Origin of the sequence: Fibrobacter sp. UBA7003, from assembly GCA_002449765.1 — a bacterium.
In the GTDB taxonomy this organism is placed as follows: domain Bacteria; phylum Fibrobacterota; class Fibrobacteria; order Fibrobacterales; family Fibrobacteraceae; genus Fibrobacter.
Genome location: DJXN01000010.1, coordinates 207,829 through 223,933, shown reverse-complemented (window position 1 = coordinate 223,933; position 16,105 = coordinate 207,829). Strand labels below are relative to the sequence as shown.

16 protein-coding genes are annotated in these 16,105 nt (G+C 58.5%); 13 read left to right on the top strand and 3 right to left on the bottom strand.

Translation table 11 applies throughout. The features are described 5' to 3' along the window. Position 1 precedes the first annotated feature (1 nt). The 11 genes from B2952_RS07570 to B2952_RS07520 all read left to right on the top strand — a co-directional run bounded on the left by B2952_RS07570 (position 2) and on the right by B2952_RS07520 (position 10,684). On the top strand, positions 2–1,147 hold the full coding sequence (locus B2952_RS07570) for a nucleotidyltransferase family protein (protein ID WP_349679827.1): 1,146 nt from the start codon (positions 2–4) through the stop codon (positions 1,145–1,147). Next, positions 1,147–2,064: a hypothetical protein gene (locus B2952_RS07565; RefSeq protein ID WP_290734534.1), complete on the top strand. Its 918-nt coding sequence runs from the start codon at positions 1,147–1,149 to the stop codon at positions 2,062–2,064. The genes B2952_RS07570 and B2952_RS07565 overlap by 1 nt, the downstream gene beginning before the upstream one ends. Beyond that, positions 2,061–2,519: a S24/S26 family peptidase gene (locus B2952_RS07560; protein WP_290734536.1), complete on the top strand. Its 459-nt coding sequence runs from the start codon at positions 2,061–2,063 to the stop codon at positions 2,517–2,519. Before B2952_RS07565 ends, B2952_RS07560 begins: the two co-directional genes overlap by 4 nt. 12 nt (positions 2,520–2,531) lie before the next feature. Then, on the top strand, positions 2,532–2,801 hold the full coding sequence (locus tag B2952_RS07555) for a PqqD family protein (RefSeq protein WP_290734538.1): 270 nt from the start codon (positions 2,532–2,534) through the stop codon (positions 2,799–2,801). Continuing rightward, complete coding sequence (locus tag B2952_RS07550) at positions 2,798–4,414, top strand: ABC transporter ATP-binding protein (RefSeq protein ID WP_290734540.1); 1,617 nt, start codon at positions 2,798–2,800, stop codon at positions 4,412–4,414. Before B2952_RS07555 ends, B2952_RS07550 begins: the two co-directional genes overlap by 4 nt. A 107-nt stretch (positions 4,415–4,521) precedes the next feature. Continuing rightward, complete coding sequence (locus tag B2952_RS07545) at positions 4,522–5,442, top strand: M23 family metallopeptidase (protein ID WP_173364886.1); 921 nt, start codon at positions 4,522–4,524, stop codon at positions 5,440–5,442. Between the two features lie 73 nt (positions 5,443–5,515). Then, complete coding sequence (locus B2952_RS07540) at positions 5,516–6,916, top strand: lamin tail domain-containing protein (RefSeq protein ID WP_290781557.1); 1,401 nt, start codon at positions 5,516–5,518, stop codon at positions 6,914–6,916. Beyond that, a complete protein-coding gene (locus B2952_RS07535; protein ID WP_290734546.1) occupies positions 6,900–7,646 on the top strand; it encodes a hypothetical protein in 747 nt (248 codons plus the stop codon). The genes B2952_RS07540 and B2952_RS07535 overlap by 17 nt, the downstream gene beginning before the upstream one ends. Positions 7,647–7,691: 45 nt before the next feature. Then, positions 7,692–8,975: a hypothetical protein gene (locus tag B2952_RS07530; protein ID WP_290730190.1), complete on the top strand. Its 1,284-nt coding sequence runs from the start codon at positions 7,692–7,694 to the stop codon at positions 8,973–8,975. Positions 8,976–8,995: 20 nt separating this feature from the next. Continuing rightward, positions 8,996–9,445, top strand: a complete 450-nt coding sequence (locus B2952_RS07525; RefSeq protein WP_290727379.1) for a rhodanese-like domain-containing protein — start codon at positions 8,996–8,998, stop codon at positions 9,443–9,445. Between the two features lie 30 nt (positions 9,446–9,475). Further along, complete coding sequence (locus B2952_RS07520) at positions 9,476–10,684, top strand: bifunctional diaminohydroxyphosphoribosylaminopyrimidine deaminase/5-amino-6-(5-phosphoribosylamino)uracil reductase (protein ID WP_290734548.1); 1,209 nt, start codon at positions 9,476–9,478, stop codon at positions 10,682–10,684. Here the strand turns inward: B2952_RS07520 and B2952_RS07515 are convergent. From B2952_RS07515 to rho, 3 genes are read right to left on the bottom strand one after another with little or no spacing between them, the layout of a single operon-like run. Further along, the gene (locus B2952_RS07515; protein ID WP_290734550.1) at positions 10,650–11,987 is read right to left on the bottom strand and encodes a sigma-54 interaction domain-containing protein; all 1,338 of its coding nucleotides are present in this window, start codon (positions 11,985–11,987) and stop codon (positions 10,650–10,652) included. The genes B2952_RS07520 and B2952_RS07515 overlap by 35 nt on opposite strands. 18 nt (positions 11,988–12,005) lie before the next feature. Further along, positions 12,006–12,812: a pyrroline-5-carboxylate reductase gene (gene proC / locus B2952_RS07510; protein WP_173382002.1), complete on the bottom strand. Its 807-nt coding sequence runs from the start codon at positions 12,810–12,812 to the stop codon at positions 12,006–12,008. A 47-nt stretch (positions 12,813–12,859) separates the two neighbouring features. After that, complete coding sequence (gene rho, locus B2952_RS07505; RefSeq protein WP_349679828.1) at positions 12,860–14,716, bottom strand: transcription termination factor Rho; 1,857 nt, start codon at positions 14,714–14,716, stop codon at positions 12,860–12,862. A gap of 224 nt (positions 14,717–14,940) precedes the next feature. Between rho and folK the strand changes: the two genes are divergently transcribed. Further along, positions 14,941–15,450: a 2-amino-4-hydroxy-6-hydroxymethyldihydropteridine diphosphokinase gene (folK, locus tag B2952_RS07500; protein WP_173382001.1), complete on the top strand. Its 510-nt coding sequence runs from the start codon at positions 14,941–14,943 to the stop codon at positions 15,448–15,450. Next, a complete protein-coding gene (locus tag B2952_RS07495; RefSeq protein ID WP_173364894.1) occupies positions 15,450–16,100 on the top strand; it encodes a deoxynucleoside kinase in 651 nt (216 codons plus the stop codon). The genes folK and B2952_RS07495 overlap by 1 nt, the downstream gene beginning before the upstream one ends. The last annotated feature ends 5 nt before the right edge of the window (positions 16,101–16,105 follow it).

The following is a 16,105-nucleotide window of genomic DNA, read 5'->3' as shown; positions in this document are numbered from 1 at the left end:
AGTGGATACTCTCCACGAGCATTTCTTTGCCCTTCTTCGACTTGCACTCGGTGTAAGCGGGGAGGGCTTTTCTTGTTTTGAGGTGGGGTCTGTCGAAGAGTGGCCGCTCCTCTATCGCATGGCTACACAGCAGTCCCTGTTGGGAGTTGTGTATCGTGGTGTCTGCAAGTTGCCGAAGGACAGACAACCGCCGTTCGACGTCGTATTCCAGTGGGCGAGCGAGGCGGAGACCGTCAGGGGGCAGAACAAGCTCATCAATCGCGAGGCGGAAAGGCTCACCCGGCTGTTCGAGGCGGAGGGCCGCAAGTGCGCCATCCTCAAGGGGCCTGCGAACGCGCGTCTCTATCCTGACCCGTTCATGCGCCAGTGTGGCGATATCGACATCTGGGTCGAGGGGGGTCGCGAAAGCGTCGATGCCCTGCTCCGTCGCATGGGACTGTTGCCCGAATCGGGCGAGGACGACGATGTCGCCACGCGTGTCAATAATTTTGCATCGAGCCACCACCTGCACCTGCCGCGGACTGCGGACGGCATATCGGTCGAGGTCCACTACAGGCCTTCGTCGGGCAACCGGAATCCGTTCAGCACGGCGCGCCTCATGCGCTTTTTGGATGATGAGATTGCCCATCCGGAACCGGTTCCCGAGGGGTTCAACGTTCCGTCGATGAAGTTCGCGCTCGCGATGCAGCTTTCGCATATCCAGCGGCATTTTATCGCGGGCGGCATCGGGATGCGGCAGATCATGGACTACTATGTGTTGCTGTCGCAGGCGACCGAGGCGGACCGTGCTGAAATTTCCGTGAAACTCCGCAAGTTCGGGCTTTACCGGACGGCCGGTGCGTTGATGTGGCTTTTGGGGCAAGCGTTCGGGCTAGACCGCTCGAAGATGCTCTGCAGGCCAGATCCCTGGCGCGGAGCCTGGATGCTGGACGTTGTCATGAAGGGCGGCAACTTCGGGCGCTATGCGGGCAAGCGCAGCAGGGGTACCGTCATGCGCTGGCTCGTGAACCGCAAGAATTCGCTCCGGATGTTCCCCTTCGATGCGGCGGAGACCTTCTGGTCCGAGGTCGGCTACTGGAAGCTTTTCCTTCGTACGGTTCCGCTGCGTATAAAGTTGCGCAAGCTCTCGATTAAGGAGTTTTTCTGATGGTCTCGAAGTTCTTCCGCGTTGCGGGCCACTTGTTCCGTGTAGAGGCAGGGGAGTCCCTCTTTGCGCTGATGCAGAACTACTCCCCGTTCGAGGTGGCGGAGACCACGGCCGGCAGTCCGAATGACGGATGTTCTCTTATATTCACATTGTCGATGGCCTCTGGAATGTCTATTCCGGAGTATGCCGAGGATACGCGCCAGGAAGAGGAAGGCGATATCATCGTCTGCGGCCGGACGGCGGCGGGCGAGTCCGTGTTCGACTTCAGCCTGTTCGGGAAAAGGGCGGGCGTGCTTGTGTGCGCTCCCGGCTACGGGAAGGCGACGCTTTACTTGTGCGCTTGCGGTGACGAGCCGACGGTGCTGCACCTCTCGCGCTTTGCGTTGAACAATTCCCTGATGGTACTCTACGCGCTTGCCACGGCGAGCCTCGGGACGGCGCTTTTCCATTCTGCGGTCGTCACTTACGGCGGCCGTGGCTACATGTTCCTCGGCAAGAGCGGCACGGGAAAGAGTACGCACGCGCGCCTCTGGCTCAAGCATAACGAGGGTTCCGTCCTGTTGAACGACGACAATCCCGTGGTGCGTATCCTTGAAACGCCGGACGGGGCCAGGAATGTCCGTGTCTACGGTTCGCCGTGGAGCGGGAAGACTCCCTGCTACAAGAACGAGGAAGCGGAATTGGGTGGCATCGTGCTTTTGGAACAGGCCCCCTTCAACAAGATCAGGCGGTTGCGCGGCGTCGAGGCGTACGCGGCGCTGGTGTCGAGCATTTCGGGGGCGCGCTGGGACCGTGGCGTCGCGGACGGCCTCCATGCGACGGAGAACGGGCTTGCGATGAATGTCCCGGTGTGGTTCCTGCAGTGCCTCCCCGACGAGGAGGCGGCGAAGGTTTGCGTGGAGGCGGTCGCCAAGTGAGCGAGAGCACCTGCATAGACGACGGCGTTATCCTTTCGGAGGCGGTCCGCCTCGTGAACGAGGGTGTCGAGGTCACTTTCCCCGTGAACGGCCGTAGCATGCGTCCCTTCATCGAGGGCGGCCGCGACAGCGTGGTGCTCGTGAAGCCCGGCGAGGTGAAGAGGCTCGACGTGGTGCTTGCCCGCACGGACACCGGACGCTTCGTGGTCCACAGGATTGTGTCTCGTGATGGCGGGCGCGTGACGCTCATGGGCGACGGCAACCTCTGCGGCCGCGAGACCTGTGGCATGGACGGCGTGCTTGCGAAGGTGACTCACGTGGTGCGCCCCGGCGGTAAACGGATTCCGATCGGAACAGCGTGGATGCGCGTGGCCGCCAAATTGTGGGTGACGCTTTTGCCGTTTCGCAGGATTTTGCTTAAATTGTATAGGGTTTGCCACCGGATTGGCAACTAGACGGAGTTTTCTATGCGTATTAAGAAAGGTTTCGTGCTGCGCGACGTGTGCGGCGAAAAGGTTATCATGGGCGAGGGGCTCGGCGCGCTTGACTTCGGCAAGCTCCTGTGCCTGAACGAGACGGCGGCCTGGCTCTGGGACAAGGCGTGCGAGGCGGGCGACTTTACGGTCGATGCCCTTGCGGATGCTCTGTGCGCCGAATACGACGTGGACGCGGAACGCGCCCATGCCGATGTGACGGCAATCGTCGGCGAATGGCAGAAGGTGAACGTGCTCGAATGAGATACCTCTCGTGGCTGTGGGATAGTACGGGCGGGTTCCGCCTGAACATTGCCTTCCGCATCGTTGCGGGCCTCGGCCGCGTATCGCTCGGGCTTCTGATGGTCTGGCTCAGCAAGCTCTTTGTTGACGAGACTATCCGCACGGGGAGCGATTCCGACATCGTCCGGATGGTCGTGTTCCTTGTCCTCACGGTTGTCGGCGGTATCGTGCTGCGGCTCGTGTTCTACTACATGACGACGGCGGCGGTGGTCCGCAAGTCGAATGCCCTTCGCCTGGAGGTGTTCGAGGGGCTTTTCTCGCGTAGCCTCTACGGCGGCGGCAGGCTCCATTCGGGCGACGTGGCCTCCAGGCTCTCGAAAGACATAGAATCCGTTTCGACGACGGCCATGGATACCTTGCCGCAGATGCTTGTGACGGGGCTCCAGCTGGTGGGGGCGTTCCTGCTGATGCGCTGGTTCGACGCCCGCCTCGCCTGGGCGCTGCTCCTGTTCACCCCCGTGGCGATCGTGCTCGGCAAGCTCGTCTCGCGCAAGTTGCGCAACATGACCCTCGAAATCCGCGACCGCGAGAGCCGTATCCAGATGCAGGTGCAGGAGGGCGTGGAATTCAATGCGGTGCTCCGGTCGCTCGAAAGCGAAGGCTGGGTGGCGGGTCGCCTCGGCAAGATGCAGGGCGAACTCGAATCGAAGGTGCTGAAGAGGACGCGGTTCACGACAATTTCGCGGTTCGCGCTGGGCTCCGCTTTCGGGCTCGGCTACCTTTTCGCCTTCGTGTGGGGCGCTCTCGGGCTTCGCGACGGAGCCGTCACGGTCGGCATGCTGACCTCCTTTCTGCAGCTGGTGGGGCAGATCCAGGGCCCGATTCTTTCGATTCTCAACATGGTACCCCAGGTGGTGCATTCCACGGCGAGCATCGACCGACTGCAGGAACTGCGTGGTGCTCCGGTGGTTCGCGGCGAGGGCGTGACGCTCGACGGTATCCCGGGAATCCGTGCGGAAGGCCTCCGTTTCGGCTACGGTCACGATGGTGCTGGTGTCCTTGACGGTTTCAGCCACGATTTTCGGCCGGGTTCCAAGACGGCCATCATGGGGACGACGGGAGCGGGCAAGACGACCTTTTTCCGGCTTCTCCTGGGGCTCGCTCATGCAGGGAACGGTCATCTCTCGCTCTATTCCGGCACGTCCGAGGTCGGAATTTCGGAAGAGACCCGTTCTAATTTCGTCTACGTGCCGCAGGGGAATACGCTCCTGAGCGGGACGGTGCGCTTCAACCTCCAGCTCGCGAACCCGGAGGCGGGGGAGGACGAAATGCGGAAGGCGCTGCACGACGCCTGTGCCGATTTTGTGCTCGACATGCCCCAGGGGCTCGACACGGAACTTGGCGAACGCGGGCTGGGCTTGAGCGAGGGCCAGGCTCAGAGGATAGCCGTCGCGCGCGGGCTCTTGCGGCCGGGGAACGTGTGGCTTTTCGACGAGGTGGGTTCCGCCCTCGACGAGGAGACCGAACGCGAACTCTTCCGCAGGCTCTTCGATGCCTATCCAGGAAAGACGATGCTTTTCGTGACTCATCGCGGGACTGTCGCCGGTCTTTGTGACGAAATTCTTACTTTTTAGGCCTTTCTGTTAAAAAATCATTACTAGATGCCCGATTTCGCCCTTTTGGGGTGATTGCGGCGGTCCTGGACTTTTCTTTTTAGGGCGTTTTTTCTATCTTCGTTCCCGTGAAATTCGTGAAGGCAAACATCCACTACCAGAATTCATCGAAGTCGCTGACTTTGCATCTGCCCGAATTCTTGTTCCGTGGTTACGGTTTTATCCGTGCCTTCGTCGTCGTCGGACTGGTGCTGCTGGTTGTCCAGCTCGGTGCGACCATCGGCTACGACCTGGTGATGAAGCATGTCATCAAGGGCCGCATGGACCTCAACAAGCAGATGGCCCAAATCGAGAACTCTATTGATTACCTGAACCAGACGTCTTCCGTGTTTTTCAAGGACGAGCAGAGGATTCATTCCAAGTTCGCGTTGACACCTCCGAACGAGGCCGAACGCGAGCTCGGCACCGGCGGCTATATCGGCCCCGATTCACTCCTTTTGCGCGGTTCTTCTCCTGTTTTTGAGAGGATGGCGCTGCTCCGCGAAAATGCTGAACGCCTCCAGAACAAGATTGAACTCAACAACAAGTCTTTCCTTGCACTTTCCGAATATGTGGGCCAGCAGCAGTCCCGCTGGCGCTACATTCCCTCTATTGCCCCGACGCGCGGTCACGTGGGTTCCGGTTTCGGCCCCCGCATCCATCCGGTGACGGGCGAGGTGGGCAAGATGCATCAGGGGGTAGACCTTTCCAACGACCGCTGGACCCCGATCTATGCGACGGCGGACGGCATCGTCGAGCTTGCGCAGTTCAGTTCCTCTTTCGGAAACTACGTGGCGATAAACCATGGCAACGGTCTCAAGACCCGCTATGGCCACATGCAGATGTTCATTGTCAAGCCCGGGCAGTTTATCCGGCGCTACCAGACAATTGGTTATATGGGTTCCACAGGGCGCTCCACGGGCCCTCACCTTCACTACGAGGTCTGGGTCGGGGATCATCCGGTGAATCCGGTTGCCTATATTCTTCCAGGCGACTATTCGGTCGACTGATACCTTTGCCTGTTCCAGTATAGGTGGCGTCCCTTCGGGGCGGCGGGCGGGGTAAACCCCTTCGGGGGATATCTTGAAATACATGCTTTTCGCGGCGGCGACTGCTGCGGCATGCCCGATGTTTGTCGAGTTCTTTCCGGACCCGACCGATGTTCCGGACAGCGAGGGTGAATTCGTAGAAATCCTGCTGGATTCCGCTTTTGCTGCCGATTCTCTATATATTTCGATGGACGGGACGCGGGGCGCATACGCCTACCCGGCGGGGACCAGGCTCGTCCTGGTCCACGACAGCGCGTCGTGTCCGGCACGGAGCGCTGTCGCATGCGCCCCCTTGCGGCCGTCGCTTCCCAATTCTCGCGGCTCGGTTTGGACTTTGCATGCCGGGGCCTGTTCCGATTCGGTGGAACTCGATATTCCCAAGCCGGGCAAGTCGATGCAGAGGCGCGGCTCGACGGACGACTGGGACTTTGCGGCCCCGACTTTTGGAATTGCGAACCCTGCCTTCGAGACGGGCGTAAAGGATTGCGGCGTGGCTTCGGTTTCGGTCTCTGCCGCTCCGGGAGGGGACGGCTTCTTCGTGTCGGGCAGGCTGACGGGGTGTGGGGAGACGGACGTCTCGCTCGAATGGACGGGGCTTTTCGGAAGGGGGAGTAGCCGAACGGAAATGCTTCCGTCGACTACAAGTTTCGAGAGCGAGGTGGCTGCGGACGGGGCGGCCTGGATTCGGGTGCGGCTTCCCGAAGACGATTACCCGGCGAACGATTCGTGGGATTCCCTCGCGTTTATTCCGGGGCAATCCCCCCTTGTGGTGTCCGAGGTGCATCACTGCCCCCAGGAACCGGAACCCGAATGGGTCGAAATCTACAACGTGTCGCAGCATCCGCTTCCGCTTTCGCGGTTCGGGTTCTGTGGCAGGGGTGGTGCGTTGGGCGGTATCGCCGATTCCATCGGCCCGGGCGGGCTTCTTCTCGTGACGAAGGATTCCTTGGAACTGAGGGCTTTTCTTGGCATTGCCGACGTGAAAATATCGCAGGTAAAGATGGGCGTCCTCAACAACGCGGGCGGTTCGCTGTCGCTTTGTTTTGATTCGAGCGCCATCGATAGCGTCTCGTGGGACAAGTCTACGGTCGAATGTCCTTCGGGATTCAGCCCGCTGACCTCCCGGGGCGACAATTCGCCGGGGTTTGTGGGGAAGGTGCGCGGAGGGAATGCCGGTGCGGTCGAGTTTACGGTTTCGGGTCGCATTTTCCGCATGGGGGGGCCGCCTCCGCGGGTGCGCGTGGTGAGCGAAATGGCCGTAGAACTGGGCTTGCTCGACTCGGCCGGTCGCAAGGTCTGGAGTGGGAATGCGGATTCGAATTCATCGGTATGGCGGGAGATTCCGCTGCAGAAGTTCGGGAACGTGGGTGTGAACTATGTCCGTGTGAAATCCGGAAATTACGAGAAGGTGGTGGGAATTGTCTTGCGTCCGTAGAATTGCGTTGGCATCGGTGCTCGTGCTTCTGGATTTGGCATGCGCGTTCGAATCGCCGGTTTCTTTTGCCGGTTTTGCTTCTGCAGTTCCCGGGGGGCCGGCGGGTTGGAACTCCAACCCTGCGGGGGCACACGGGGGTGCCCTCGCGGCCTCGACCTGGTGGCGAGGCTCCGGCCCCTCCGAGCGCGCCGCCTCCTTGTCCGCAAGCTGGAAAATGGGAGTTCTGGGCGGGGCCTTCGTCTACGATTACTACAGTCTCGATTCGACGTTCCGGCAATCCTACGCCATGCTTGAGGCTTCGCTTTCATTCTGGAAGCTGAAGGCGGGGGCTGCCTGGGGTCCCGTTGCCGAATGGGTCCCGGGCGATGCGGCGTGGCTCCGGTACCGCGTGAAGTTCGGCCTGCTCGGTCGGCTTGGGCGGTTCGCGCTGTCTTCTTGGTGGTGCGGCTTTGTCGACGAAAAGATTTCGCTTCCGTGGGTCGGAGTCTTTTGGGAGTCGACTGGGAATTTTTCCGCCTTTGCGGTGAGCGACTTTGAGTCCGTCTCCTTTGGGACTTCGGTGCGGATTGGCGTCTTTTCGATTGAGGCTTCTTATGCCTTTCCGGGTTTTGGGCTCGATTTCGGGATTTCCGTCGCATGGGGCGGGCTTCTGCTCGGTGCGGAGCACGGAATTCGCGATGAAATTGGCGACTGGAACGGTGTCTGGGCCGTCAAAAGAATCAACAAGTGATTTTGGCCGTGCTGACGGGTCCCAAATTTGTCTATCTTGTGTTGTATGAATGCATTGGTGACGAGTGAATTTGGCATGAACTGGATTATCGTGCTCCTCCTGGTGACGATCATCCTGCTTGTCGTCTGCGGTATTAGCGTTTTCCTCTTGAAGGACAGCATGCGCAGGCAGCACCTCTACGAGCGCTTTTCGGGCAACCTTAACGAATTCATCGTCGTATTTTCGCAAAAGATGGAGTTCCTCTACGGGCTTCCGATGTATATGTCGGACCCCCTTTTTAAGCGCCTGAGCTCGGGAAGCTCGTTCCAGGACCTTCAGGATCCGAAGGACTGGGCCAGGATGACCCTATTCTTCGACGATGTCGAGAAACACCAGAATGTGTCGTTCATTTTCTCCATCAACTTGCCCAAACTGGATTCGAACCAGGAAAGTAGCGGAATCCAGTGGTACGAGATGAGGGCCGTGGTAGAACATATTTCTGTCCAGGAGACGGACTACGTCTGCTTTATCAGGAACATCACGAAAGAGAACGAGAACAGGAAGGAACGCGAACGCTTGCAGTCCAGGCTCGACAACCTTCTGCAGAATACGGGCGACTTCCTCTGGAATTTCGAAGTCGAGGACCGCAAGTTCAGGCTCCTGACTCCGCTTCTCGACGAGGAACACCGCGTAATCCCTCAATCTACGGGCTACGTGAATGTCCACGAGATGATGCCCGAACCGGATTGGGAACTCTTGAACGCCATGCTGAACAGGAGGGTCAAGGATTTCCATACATTCGGTTCGAGGGGCGACCCGTTTGAATCGATCAAGCTGCGACTGTATGGCCCGGAGAAGACTCTCGTGTGGTACAGCTTCCGAGGAAGCCTCACGACGGACGAACGGAACAACCTTGTGTTCCAGGGATCGGCTCGGCGCATGGACATGATTCTCGAAAATGCGGTCCTCAATGCGGGGGATTACCGTGATTCGATGTTCTCTGCCATGTTCATGTTCCCGGATATCCGCGTTTTCTGGGTGGACCCGAACTATATCGTGCGCGGCTGTAACCAGGCCTTCGTGACCGATTTCCAGATAATGAGCCCGAACGATGCGATAGGCAAGTGCCTTGATGCCGTGGTTAACCAGCAGGCGCTCCCGATGATGATGCGTGCACTGACGGAAGTTTTCGATACGGGCAGGAGCGTCTCGTGGAAGGGCTTTTTTGGAAATATTGGCAAGGGCATCATGTATAACATGGTCCCCATCAAGGGGGCCAACGGTGAAACGGTCTTTGTCCTTGGTGTGTCCATCCTCTTTAACCAGTACGATTTCGAGGACCACCGTTAATTTTTTAAGTGAGGTATGATATGAAAAAGCTATTCGCAATGCTTGCATGTTCAATGTTCATGATGGCCGGCTGCAACGACCCCCAGGCCAAGCCTGCCGCAAAGGCGGAAGCCGCCCCGGCCCAGCCTGCTCCGGCCGAGAAGGAAGCCCCGGCCCCGGCGCCCGAGGCCCCGAAGGCCCAGATTACGAATATCGACTGGGCGAAGGCGCTCGAAATGCAAAAGGCGGGTGCGATGCTGATTGACGTGCGCACTCCGGGCGAGGTGGCGGAAGGGACCGCCGAAGGCTCCGTGAACATCCCGCTGCAGGAAGCCGAACAGAGGCTTGCCGAGTTCCCGAAGGACAAGGACCTGCTGATTTTCTGCCGTAGCGGCAAGCGCAGCATGGCTGTCTCGAACATCCTGATCCAGAATGGCTACGAGCGCGTGTTCAACGTGGTCGGCGGGTTCATGGCGTTTCCGAAAAACTAACGCGTAAAATTGAGTAACGTTACGAACTATATGCGGCTCGCCTTGGATGAGGCGTTCTTTGCCGTGGGGGTGAGCCGACCGAACCCTGCTGTCGGTGCTGTCGTCGTGAAGGACGGCATTGTCGTGGGGAAGGGGCGGACACAGCGCCCCGGCTCGGCCCATGCCGAGGTCATGGCGCTGCGTGACGCGGGCGAACTCGCCCGCGGGGCGGCCCTGTTCGTGACGCTCGAACCGTGCTGTCACCAGGGCCGCACGCCCCCCTGCACATCCGCCATTATCACGGCCGGCATTTCCGAGGTCTATTTCGCGCATGCGGACCCGAATCCCGTTGTCCGTGGCAAGAGCCGCGGCATTCTCGAAAATGCGGGAATAAAAGTCTACGAGGGCGAGGATGCCTGTGCGCGTGCGCATGTGGCCGAAAATTGGGACGACGAATCCTGTCCCGAGGGCTGCATGGTGATTTCCTCCGGGCAATCGCCGTCGCATGGAGTGGCGGACGAGTCCCTTTTGGAGGGCCGCGAAGTCTATCGCGATGTCGAACGCTATTTCGAAGGCTATGACCATTTTGTCCGTAACGCGACTCCCTTTGTCGAGGTGAAAATGGCCATATCGCAGGACGGATTCATGGGCGCCGTTGGCCGTGGCGGGGCTCATTTGCCGGTTTCCATCACGGGGGAGGCCGCCAACTGCTGGAACCATGAACTGCGCGCCATGAGCGATGCCGTTCTCGTGGGGTCGGGGACGCTCCTGTCGGACAACCCGGGACTTGATGTTCGGTTAGTCCATGGAAACAGCCCCGTTAAAATCGTCTGGGCGCCGCACCGCGAATTTACGGCTTGCGAGGTTGATTCCCTGAAGGCTTTTGGCGATTCCCGGACCCTGGTCTATTCCTGTGTGGAACAGCCTGCGCTCGAATCGAAAGCCGAGGTCGTTCGCCTGCTCGGCGAAGACTTTGCGTCTCGGTGGAAATTCATGGTCCAGAATCTGGGCAAACGCGGCATGCACAGGCTCATGGTCGAACCGGGTGCCAAGCTGGCCTCCATGATTTTCGAATGCGGGCTCTGGGACCGGCTCGACCTTTGGCGTTCCACCGACTGCAGTGTCGAAGAACGGCTTGAAGAATCCGGTCTAGAAGGCCTTTTGTGTCCTGATATGCCCGAAGAATTGGTCGCCCGCGAATCCTACATGGCGGGGCACGACGTTCTTACTGTATTTTATCGCCCAGGCGAAAATCCTTGACGTTTATGCCCAGGCGCGAAAGCCTGTTGTAGAGGGTCGTGCGCAATAGGCCAAGCTTTTCGGCGGCAAGGCTCACGGATCCCCCGTTTTCGCGGATTTTTGCAATCAGGAACCTGCGTTCTTCCTGGTGCTGCCAATCTTGAAAATCGTTGTAGCTTTCGAAGCTCGAAGCAGAAATGTTGCCCTGTGCTTGGCTCTGGAGACTGGCTGCGGGTTCTATCTGCAGGTCGTCTGCCGTGAGAGTCCCGGGCGCAGTAAAGCACAGCGCACGCTGGATGACGTTTTCGAGCTCGCGGATGTTGCCCGGCCAGCTGTGGTTGCGGAGCTTCTCGAGGGCATCTTCCGACAGCGTGTAGGGTTCGCCCGCGGGCGCGTATTGCCTTATGAAGTAGTTTGCGAGGTCCTCGATGTCTTCCTTGCGTTCGCGCAACGGTGAAAGCTGCACGGGAATCACGTTCAGGCGGTAGAAGAGGTCTTCGCGGAAGCGCTTTTCGCGAATTTCGTCGCGGAGGTCGCGGTTGGTGGCGGCGATGATGCGCACGTCGATATGGCGTGTCTTGTTCGCGCCGATGGGGCGGATTTCCTTGTTCTGGATGACGCGCAGGAGCTTTACTTGTGCATGCAGCGGCATGTCCCCGATTTCGTCGAGGAAAATGGCTCCGCCGTTAGCATCTTCGAAGAGCCCGATGCGTTCGTTCTGCGCTCCGGTAAAAGCACCGCGCGTGTGTCCGAAGAGCTCGCTTTCGAATAGGGTGTCCGGGATGGCGCTGCAGTTCACGACCACGAACTTGTCGTACATGCAGGCAATCGCGCGTGCGACGAGGTCCTTGCCGACTCCCGATTCTCCCTGGATAAGGACTGGTCCCGTATGCAGGATGGCGCGTTCCACCTTCTTGCGGAGATCCTGCATGGCCCTGCTCTTGCCCACGAGGTGGCTCATGCGTTCCTTGAAGATGAGCCGTGCCTTCTGGATTTCCTTGAGGCGGCTTATCTTGCTCATGAGGTGGAGACGTACGGCTTCTACCGAAAGGATGATGTCGTAGGAGTTCCCCGCAAAACTGTAGGCGTCCGGGCTGTGGGCGTAGGCGAGCACCATCGTTTCGGGATGCTCCCTGTGGATTCTCGGAAGTTCGCGTTCGTTGTCGGCCGCGAAGGAATCAAGGTCCCAGATGACGATGGGTGCCGTTGCTTCTGAGGCGTTTGCGGTGTCGTGCAGGGCTACCGAATAGTTTACCGAGGAAAGCACGTCCTGTATGAACGAGGACGTGTCCGTTTCCTTGGTGAACAGATCGATTGCGGACATCGCTTTTTTGTTCCGGGACTACTTGCCCAGTTCCTTAGAGCGTTCGGTACCGGCGACTACGGCCTTGATGAGGCTCGAGCGGAATGCACCCTCTTCGAGGGCGTCCACGCCTGCAATTGTCGTGCCGGCGGGCGAACAGACCATTGCGCAGAGGTCGCTCGGGCTCTTGCCCGACTGCTTCACGAGCTCGACGCTGCCTTCGATGGTCCCGAGGGCGAGCTTGAGGGCCACATCGCGGGTTAAACCGGCTTTTACGCCGCCGCGGGTAAGGCCTTCGATAAACTCGAACACATAGGCGGGGGCACTACCGGAAAGTCCGGTGACGGCGTCCATGAGGCTTTCGGCGACACGGCAGGTGACGCCGATGTTGCCGAAGATTTCTTCGGCAGCCTTCAGGGTAGCCTCGTTGACGCCGTCCGTCGCGAGCGCGACGGTGCCCTTGCCGACAGTGAGCGGCAGGTTCGGCATCACGCGGAGCACCTGGTTCTTTGCGCCGAGAACTTCGGTGAGGTTCTTGCGGGCGACTCCCGCCATGATGCTCACGAAGGTCTTTGTGCCCTTGATGGCCTTGACGGCGTTCTTCCATTCGGTGGCGACGAGCTTGAAAATCTGAGGCTTCACGCAGAGGAAGGTGATGTCGGCCTTCTTGACGCCTTCCGCGAAGTTCTTCACGCGGACGCAGCCGAGTGCGCTTACCGCAGCCGCGGCAGCATCGCTCGGGTCAAAGAAGAAGATGGACTTGGGGTCAACCTTTGCGTTCAGGAGCCCGCGCAGGATGGCTCCGCCCATGTTGCCCGTGCCCGCGAAGAAAATTTTCTGATTCATATCAATAATCCTTTAATAAATATCAATCATCAATTATCAATTAATTATCATCCATTCATGGAAGTGAGGAAGTCGCGGTTCGTCTCGAACAGCTTGAGCTTGTCACGCATGAATTCCATGATTTCGACGGTGGTCATATCCTGCAGGTAGCGGCGCAGCACCCAGACGCGGCGCAGTTCCTCGTCGGAAAGCAGCAGTTCTTCCTTGCGGGTGCCGGACTTGAAGATATCGATGGCCGGCCAGATGCGCTTTTCGGCGATGCGGCGGTCGAGCACGAGTTCCATGTTGCCCGTACCCTTGAATTCTTCGAAAATCACTTCGTCCATGCGGCTGCCGGTCTCGATGAGTGCCGTACCGATGATGGTGAGGGAGCCGCCGTTCTCGATTTTGCGGGCTGCACCGAAGAAGCGCTTGGGGCGCTGCATGGCGTTCGCGTCCACACCGCCGGAGAGGATCTTGCCGGAATGCGGGATGACAACGTTGTTCGCACGGGCAAAACGCGTAATGGAGTCGAGCAAAATCACCACGTCGTTGCCGTGTTCCACGAGGCGTTTCGCCTTCTCGAGGACCATGTCGGCCACCTTGATGTGGCGCTCGGGCGGTTCGTCGAACGTGGAGGCGAGCACTTCGGCCTGGATGTTCTTGCCGGCCCTGGTGGCATCGTCCTTGAGGCGGTCGATGAGCTTCCTCATTTCGGTCACTTCTTCGGGGCGTTCGTCGATGAGGAGCACCATGAGCTTCACTTCGGGATGGTTCACGGTGAGCGCCTGCGTCACGTTCTGGAGGAGCACCGTCTTACCGGTACGTGGGGGCGCGAGGATAATGCTGCGCTGGCCTTTGCCGATGGGGGTGAAGAGGTTCATGATGCGTGTGCTGTATTCGTCCTTCTTCCATTCCAGATTGAGTTTTTCGATCGGGTGGATGGGGGTGAGGTATTCGAATGCCACACGGCGCTTCGTCTTTTCGGGAGCTTCGAAGTTCACCGTGTCGATGCGCATCAGGGCGAAATATTTCTCGCCTTCGCGCGGCTGGCGCACCTGGCCCGTGATGGTGTCGCCCATCTTGAGGTCGTAACGGCGGATGATGTTCCTGCTGATGTAGATGTCGTCGGGGCCGGCGAGGTAGTTGTGGTCGGGGTTGCGGAGGAACCCGTGGCCGCCTTCCGGAATAATCTCGAGCACGCCTTCGGTGTATATGGGAGTCTCTTCGCCACCGGTAGAAGAAAGGATGCTGTAGACGAGGGCCTGCTTGCGCATGCGCTTGTAGTCTTCGATGCCGAGTTCTTCGGCGCGCTGCTGCAGTTCGAACATCGGAAGCCCGCGGAGTTCGCGCCACTTTGCCTTTGCAGCCGCCACTACTTCGGGAGGCGGCGGGGGAAGCTGGATGCTCTCGTCGATAAAGTCGTCTTGCGGGAGGTTACGGTTGTGGCGGTTCTTGAACTTGTTGAACTTATTGAACTTGCCGTTGTTCCCGTTGTTATTGTTGAACTTTCCGTTGTTGTTACTGTTGTTGAACTTGCCGCCGTTCTGCCCGTTGTTTTGCGGGTTGTTCTGACCGTTTGCCTGTGCACCCTTGTTCGGGTCGGCTTCGGGCTTTGTTGTATCGGCAGGTGCTTCCGCTTTTTCTGCCTTCGGTTCCGAAGGTGCGGATTCGACAGCCGCGGGTGCCGGTTCGGGGGCCTGTTCGGAGGCCGGCTGTTTTGTCTTGGAAGATTCTTTGGGTTCCGGGGCTTCGGCTGTTTTTTTGGAGGGCCTGCCGCGACGCTTGGGCTGGGGTTCCGCACCTTCGGCGCTCGGAATCGGCTGCGCTAGGTCGCCGAGTTTCTCGTAGTCGATGGGGGAGTTTAAATCAATGGTGTCGGAAAGCAGTTGCGGTTCGTCTTGAACCTTCTTTTGTCTAGGCACTATTCGTTCCTTTGGCTTGTATGATGTTGGGTAGAATAAATTTTCCAGAAGATAGGGCCCCGCTCGGAGGTTCCCTCGGAATTCACGTATAAAATACAAAAAAAAATGATGTTTGTCATAAAAAATGCTTTTTTCGATGGAAAAAAGAAAAAAAGATGATTATCCGGCAAAAAAAAGGAATAAACGGGACTCAAAATTTTTCTGCAATAGCTATATTAACGCACGTGGAATCACTAGACCGCGTTTTTGTTGCGCTAGGAAGCAATTTAAGTCCCCGCTCCCGTAGGCTTGCCGAAGGACGGGACATGCTTTCGCGCATATCTTCGGGCGGGTGGCTTGAAAGCCCGATTTACGAGACTCCTCCGGTAGGTCCGGAAGGGCAAGGTCCCTATTTCAACCAGGTCGTGAGTTTCTGGTACGATGGGGATCCGAAACGCCTGCTCCATTACCTCAAGGGATCCGAGGTCGTACTTGGACGCAAGCCCCGCGGTCACTGGAATTCCCGTGAAATTGATCTCGACCTGCTCTATTTCGGCAACAAGGTCATGGCCGGCCGGCCGACGATTCCGCATGCCGAAATTCCCAACCGCCAGTTCGTGCTTGTCCCCCTGAATGACATCGCGCCGGACTGGGTGGACCCGTTGAACAATTGTACCGTGAAGGAAATGCTTGCAATCCTCGTCGAAAGCGAAGGCAAGATTCCGTTCCGTACTATTACAGCGGAGGAACCGTAATGCTGACCGAAAAAGGTGTTCACTTTCTCGCCATCGAAGGCGTTATCGGCGTGGGGAAGACCACGCTTGCGCGAATTATCGCCGAGCGCTGGAACGCCCTCTGTATCGAGGAAAATTACGAGGAAAACCCCTTCCTGGAAAAGTTCTACGAGAATCCGGAACCCTACGCCTTCCAGACGCAGCTGTTCTTCTTGCTCGAACGCCACAAGCAACTTCAGCATTCGGCGCTCCAGAGCGACCTTTTCCACGACCTGCTCGTAAGCGACTACACCTACGACAAGGATGCCATATTTGCGGCCCAGAACCTCTCCGACAGCGAATTCGCCATGTACGAGCAGGTATCGAAGGCTATCGAACACGAGATTCCCCGACCGGACATGGTCGTCTACCTGCAGGCGAGCATCCCCACGCTTTTGAACCGCATCAAGAGTAGGGGCCGCCCCATGGAAAGAGCCATCGAGGGAAACTACCTGAAGGACCTCCAGAGCCGCTACGACCACCATTTTTGGCACTACTCGCATGCGCCCGTCCTGATTATCAACACGGACCATATCGATTTCGTGCACAACGAAAACCACCTGCAACTGGTGCTCGACGCCATTGCTGCATGTCCCAAGCAAACGACTTATTTTGTTCCAGAAAGTAATTAAGAAGG

Coding starts and splice junctions, on each gene's coding strand:
- B2952_RS07565 (WP_290734534.1), top strand. CDS start 1,147: ATGGTCTCGAAGTTCTTCCGCGTTGCGGGCCACTTGTTCCGTGTAGAG.
- B2952_RS07555 (WP_290734538.1), top strand. CDS start 2,532: ATGCGTATTAAGAAAGGTTTCGTGCTGCGCGACGTGTGCGGCGAAAAG.
- B2952_RS07550 (WP_290734540.1), top strand. CDS start 2,798: ATGAGATACCTCTCGTGGCTGTGGGATAGTACGGGCGGGTTCCGCCTG.
- B2952_RS07530 (WP_290730190.1), top strand. CDS start 7,692: ATGAATGCATTGGTGACGAGTGAATTTGGCATGAACTGGATTATCGTG.
- B2952_RS07525 (WP_290727379.1), top strand. CDS start 8,996: ATGAAAAAGCTATTCGCAATGCTTGCATGTTCAATGTTCATGATGGCC.
- B2952_RS07520 (WP_290734548.1), top strand. CDS start 9,476: ATGCGGCTCGCCTTGGATGAGGCGTTCTTTGCCGTGGGGGTGAGCCGA.
- B2952_RS07515 (WP_290734550.1), bottom strand. CDS start 11,987: ATGTCCGCAATCGATCTGTTCACCAAGGAAACGGACACGTCCTCGTTC.
- proC (WP_173382002.1), bottom strand. CDS start 12,812: ATGAATCAGAAAATTTTCTTCGCGGGCACGGGCAACATGGGCGGAGCC.
- B2952_RS07495 (WP_173364894.1), top strand. CDS start 15,450: ATGCTGACCGAAAAAGGTGTTCACTTTCTCGCCATCGAAGGCGTTATC.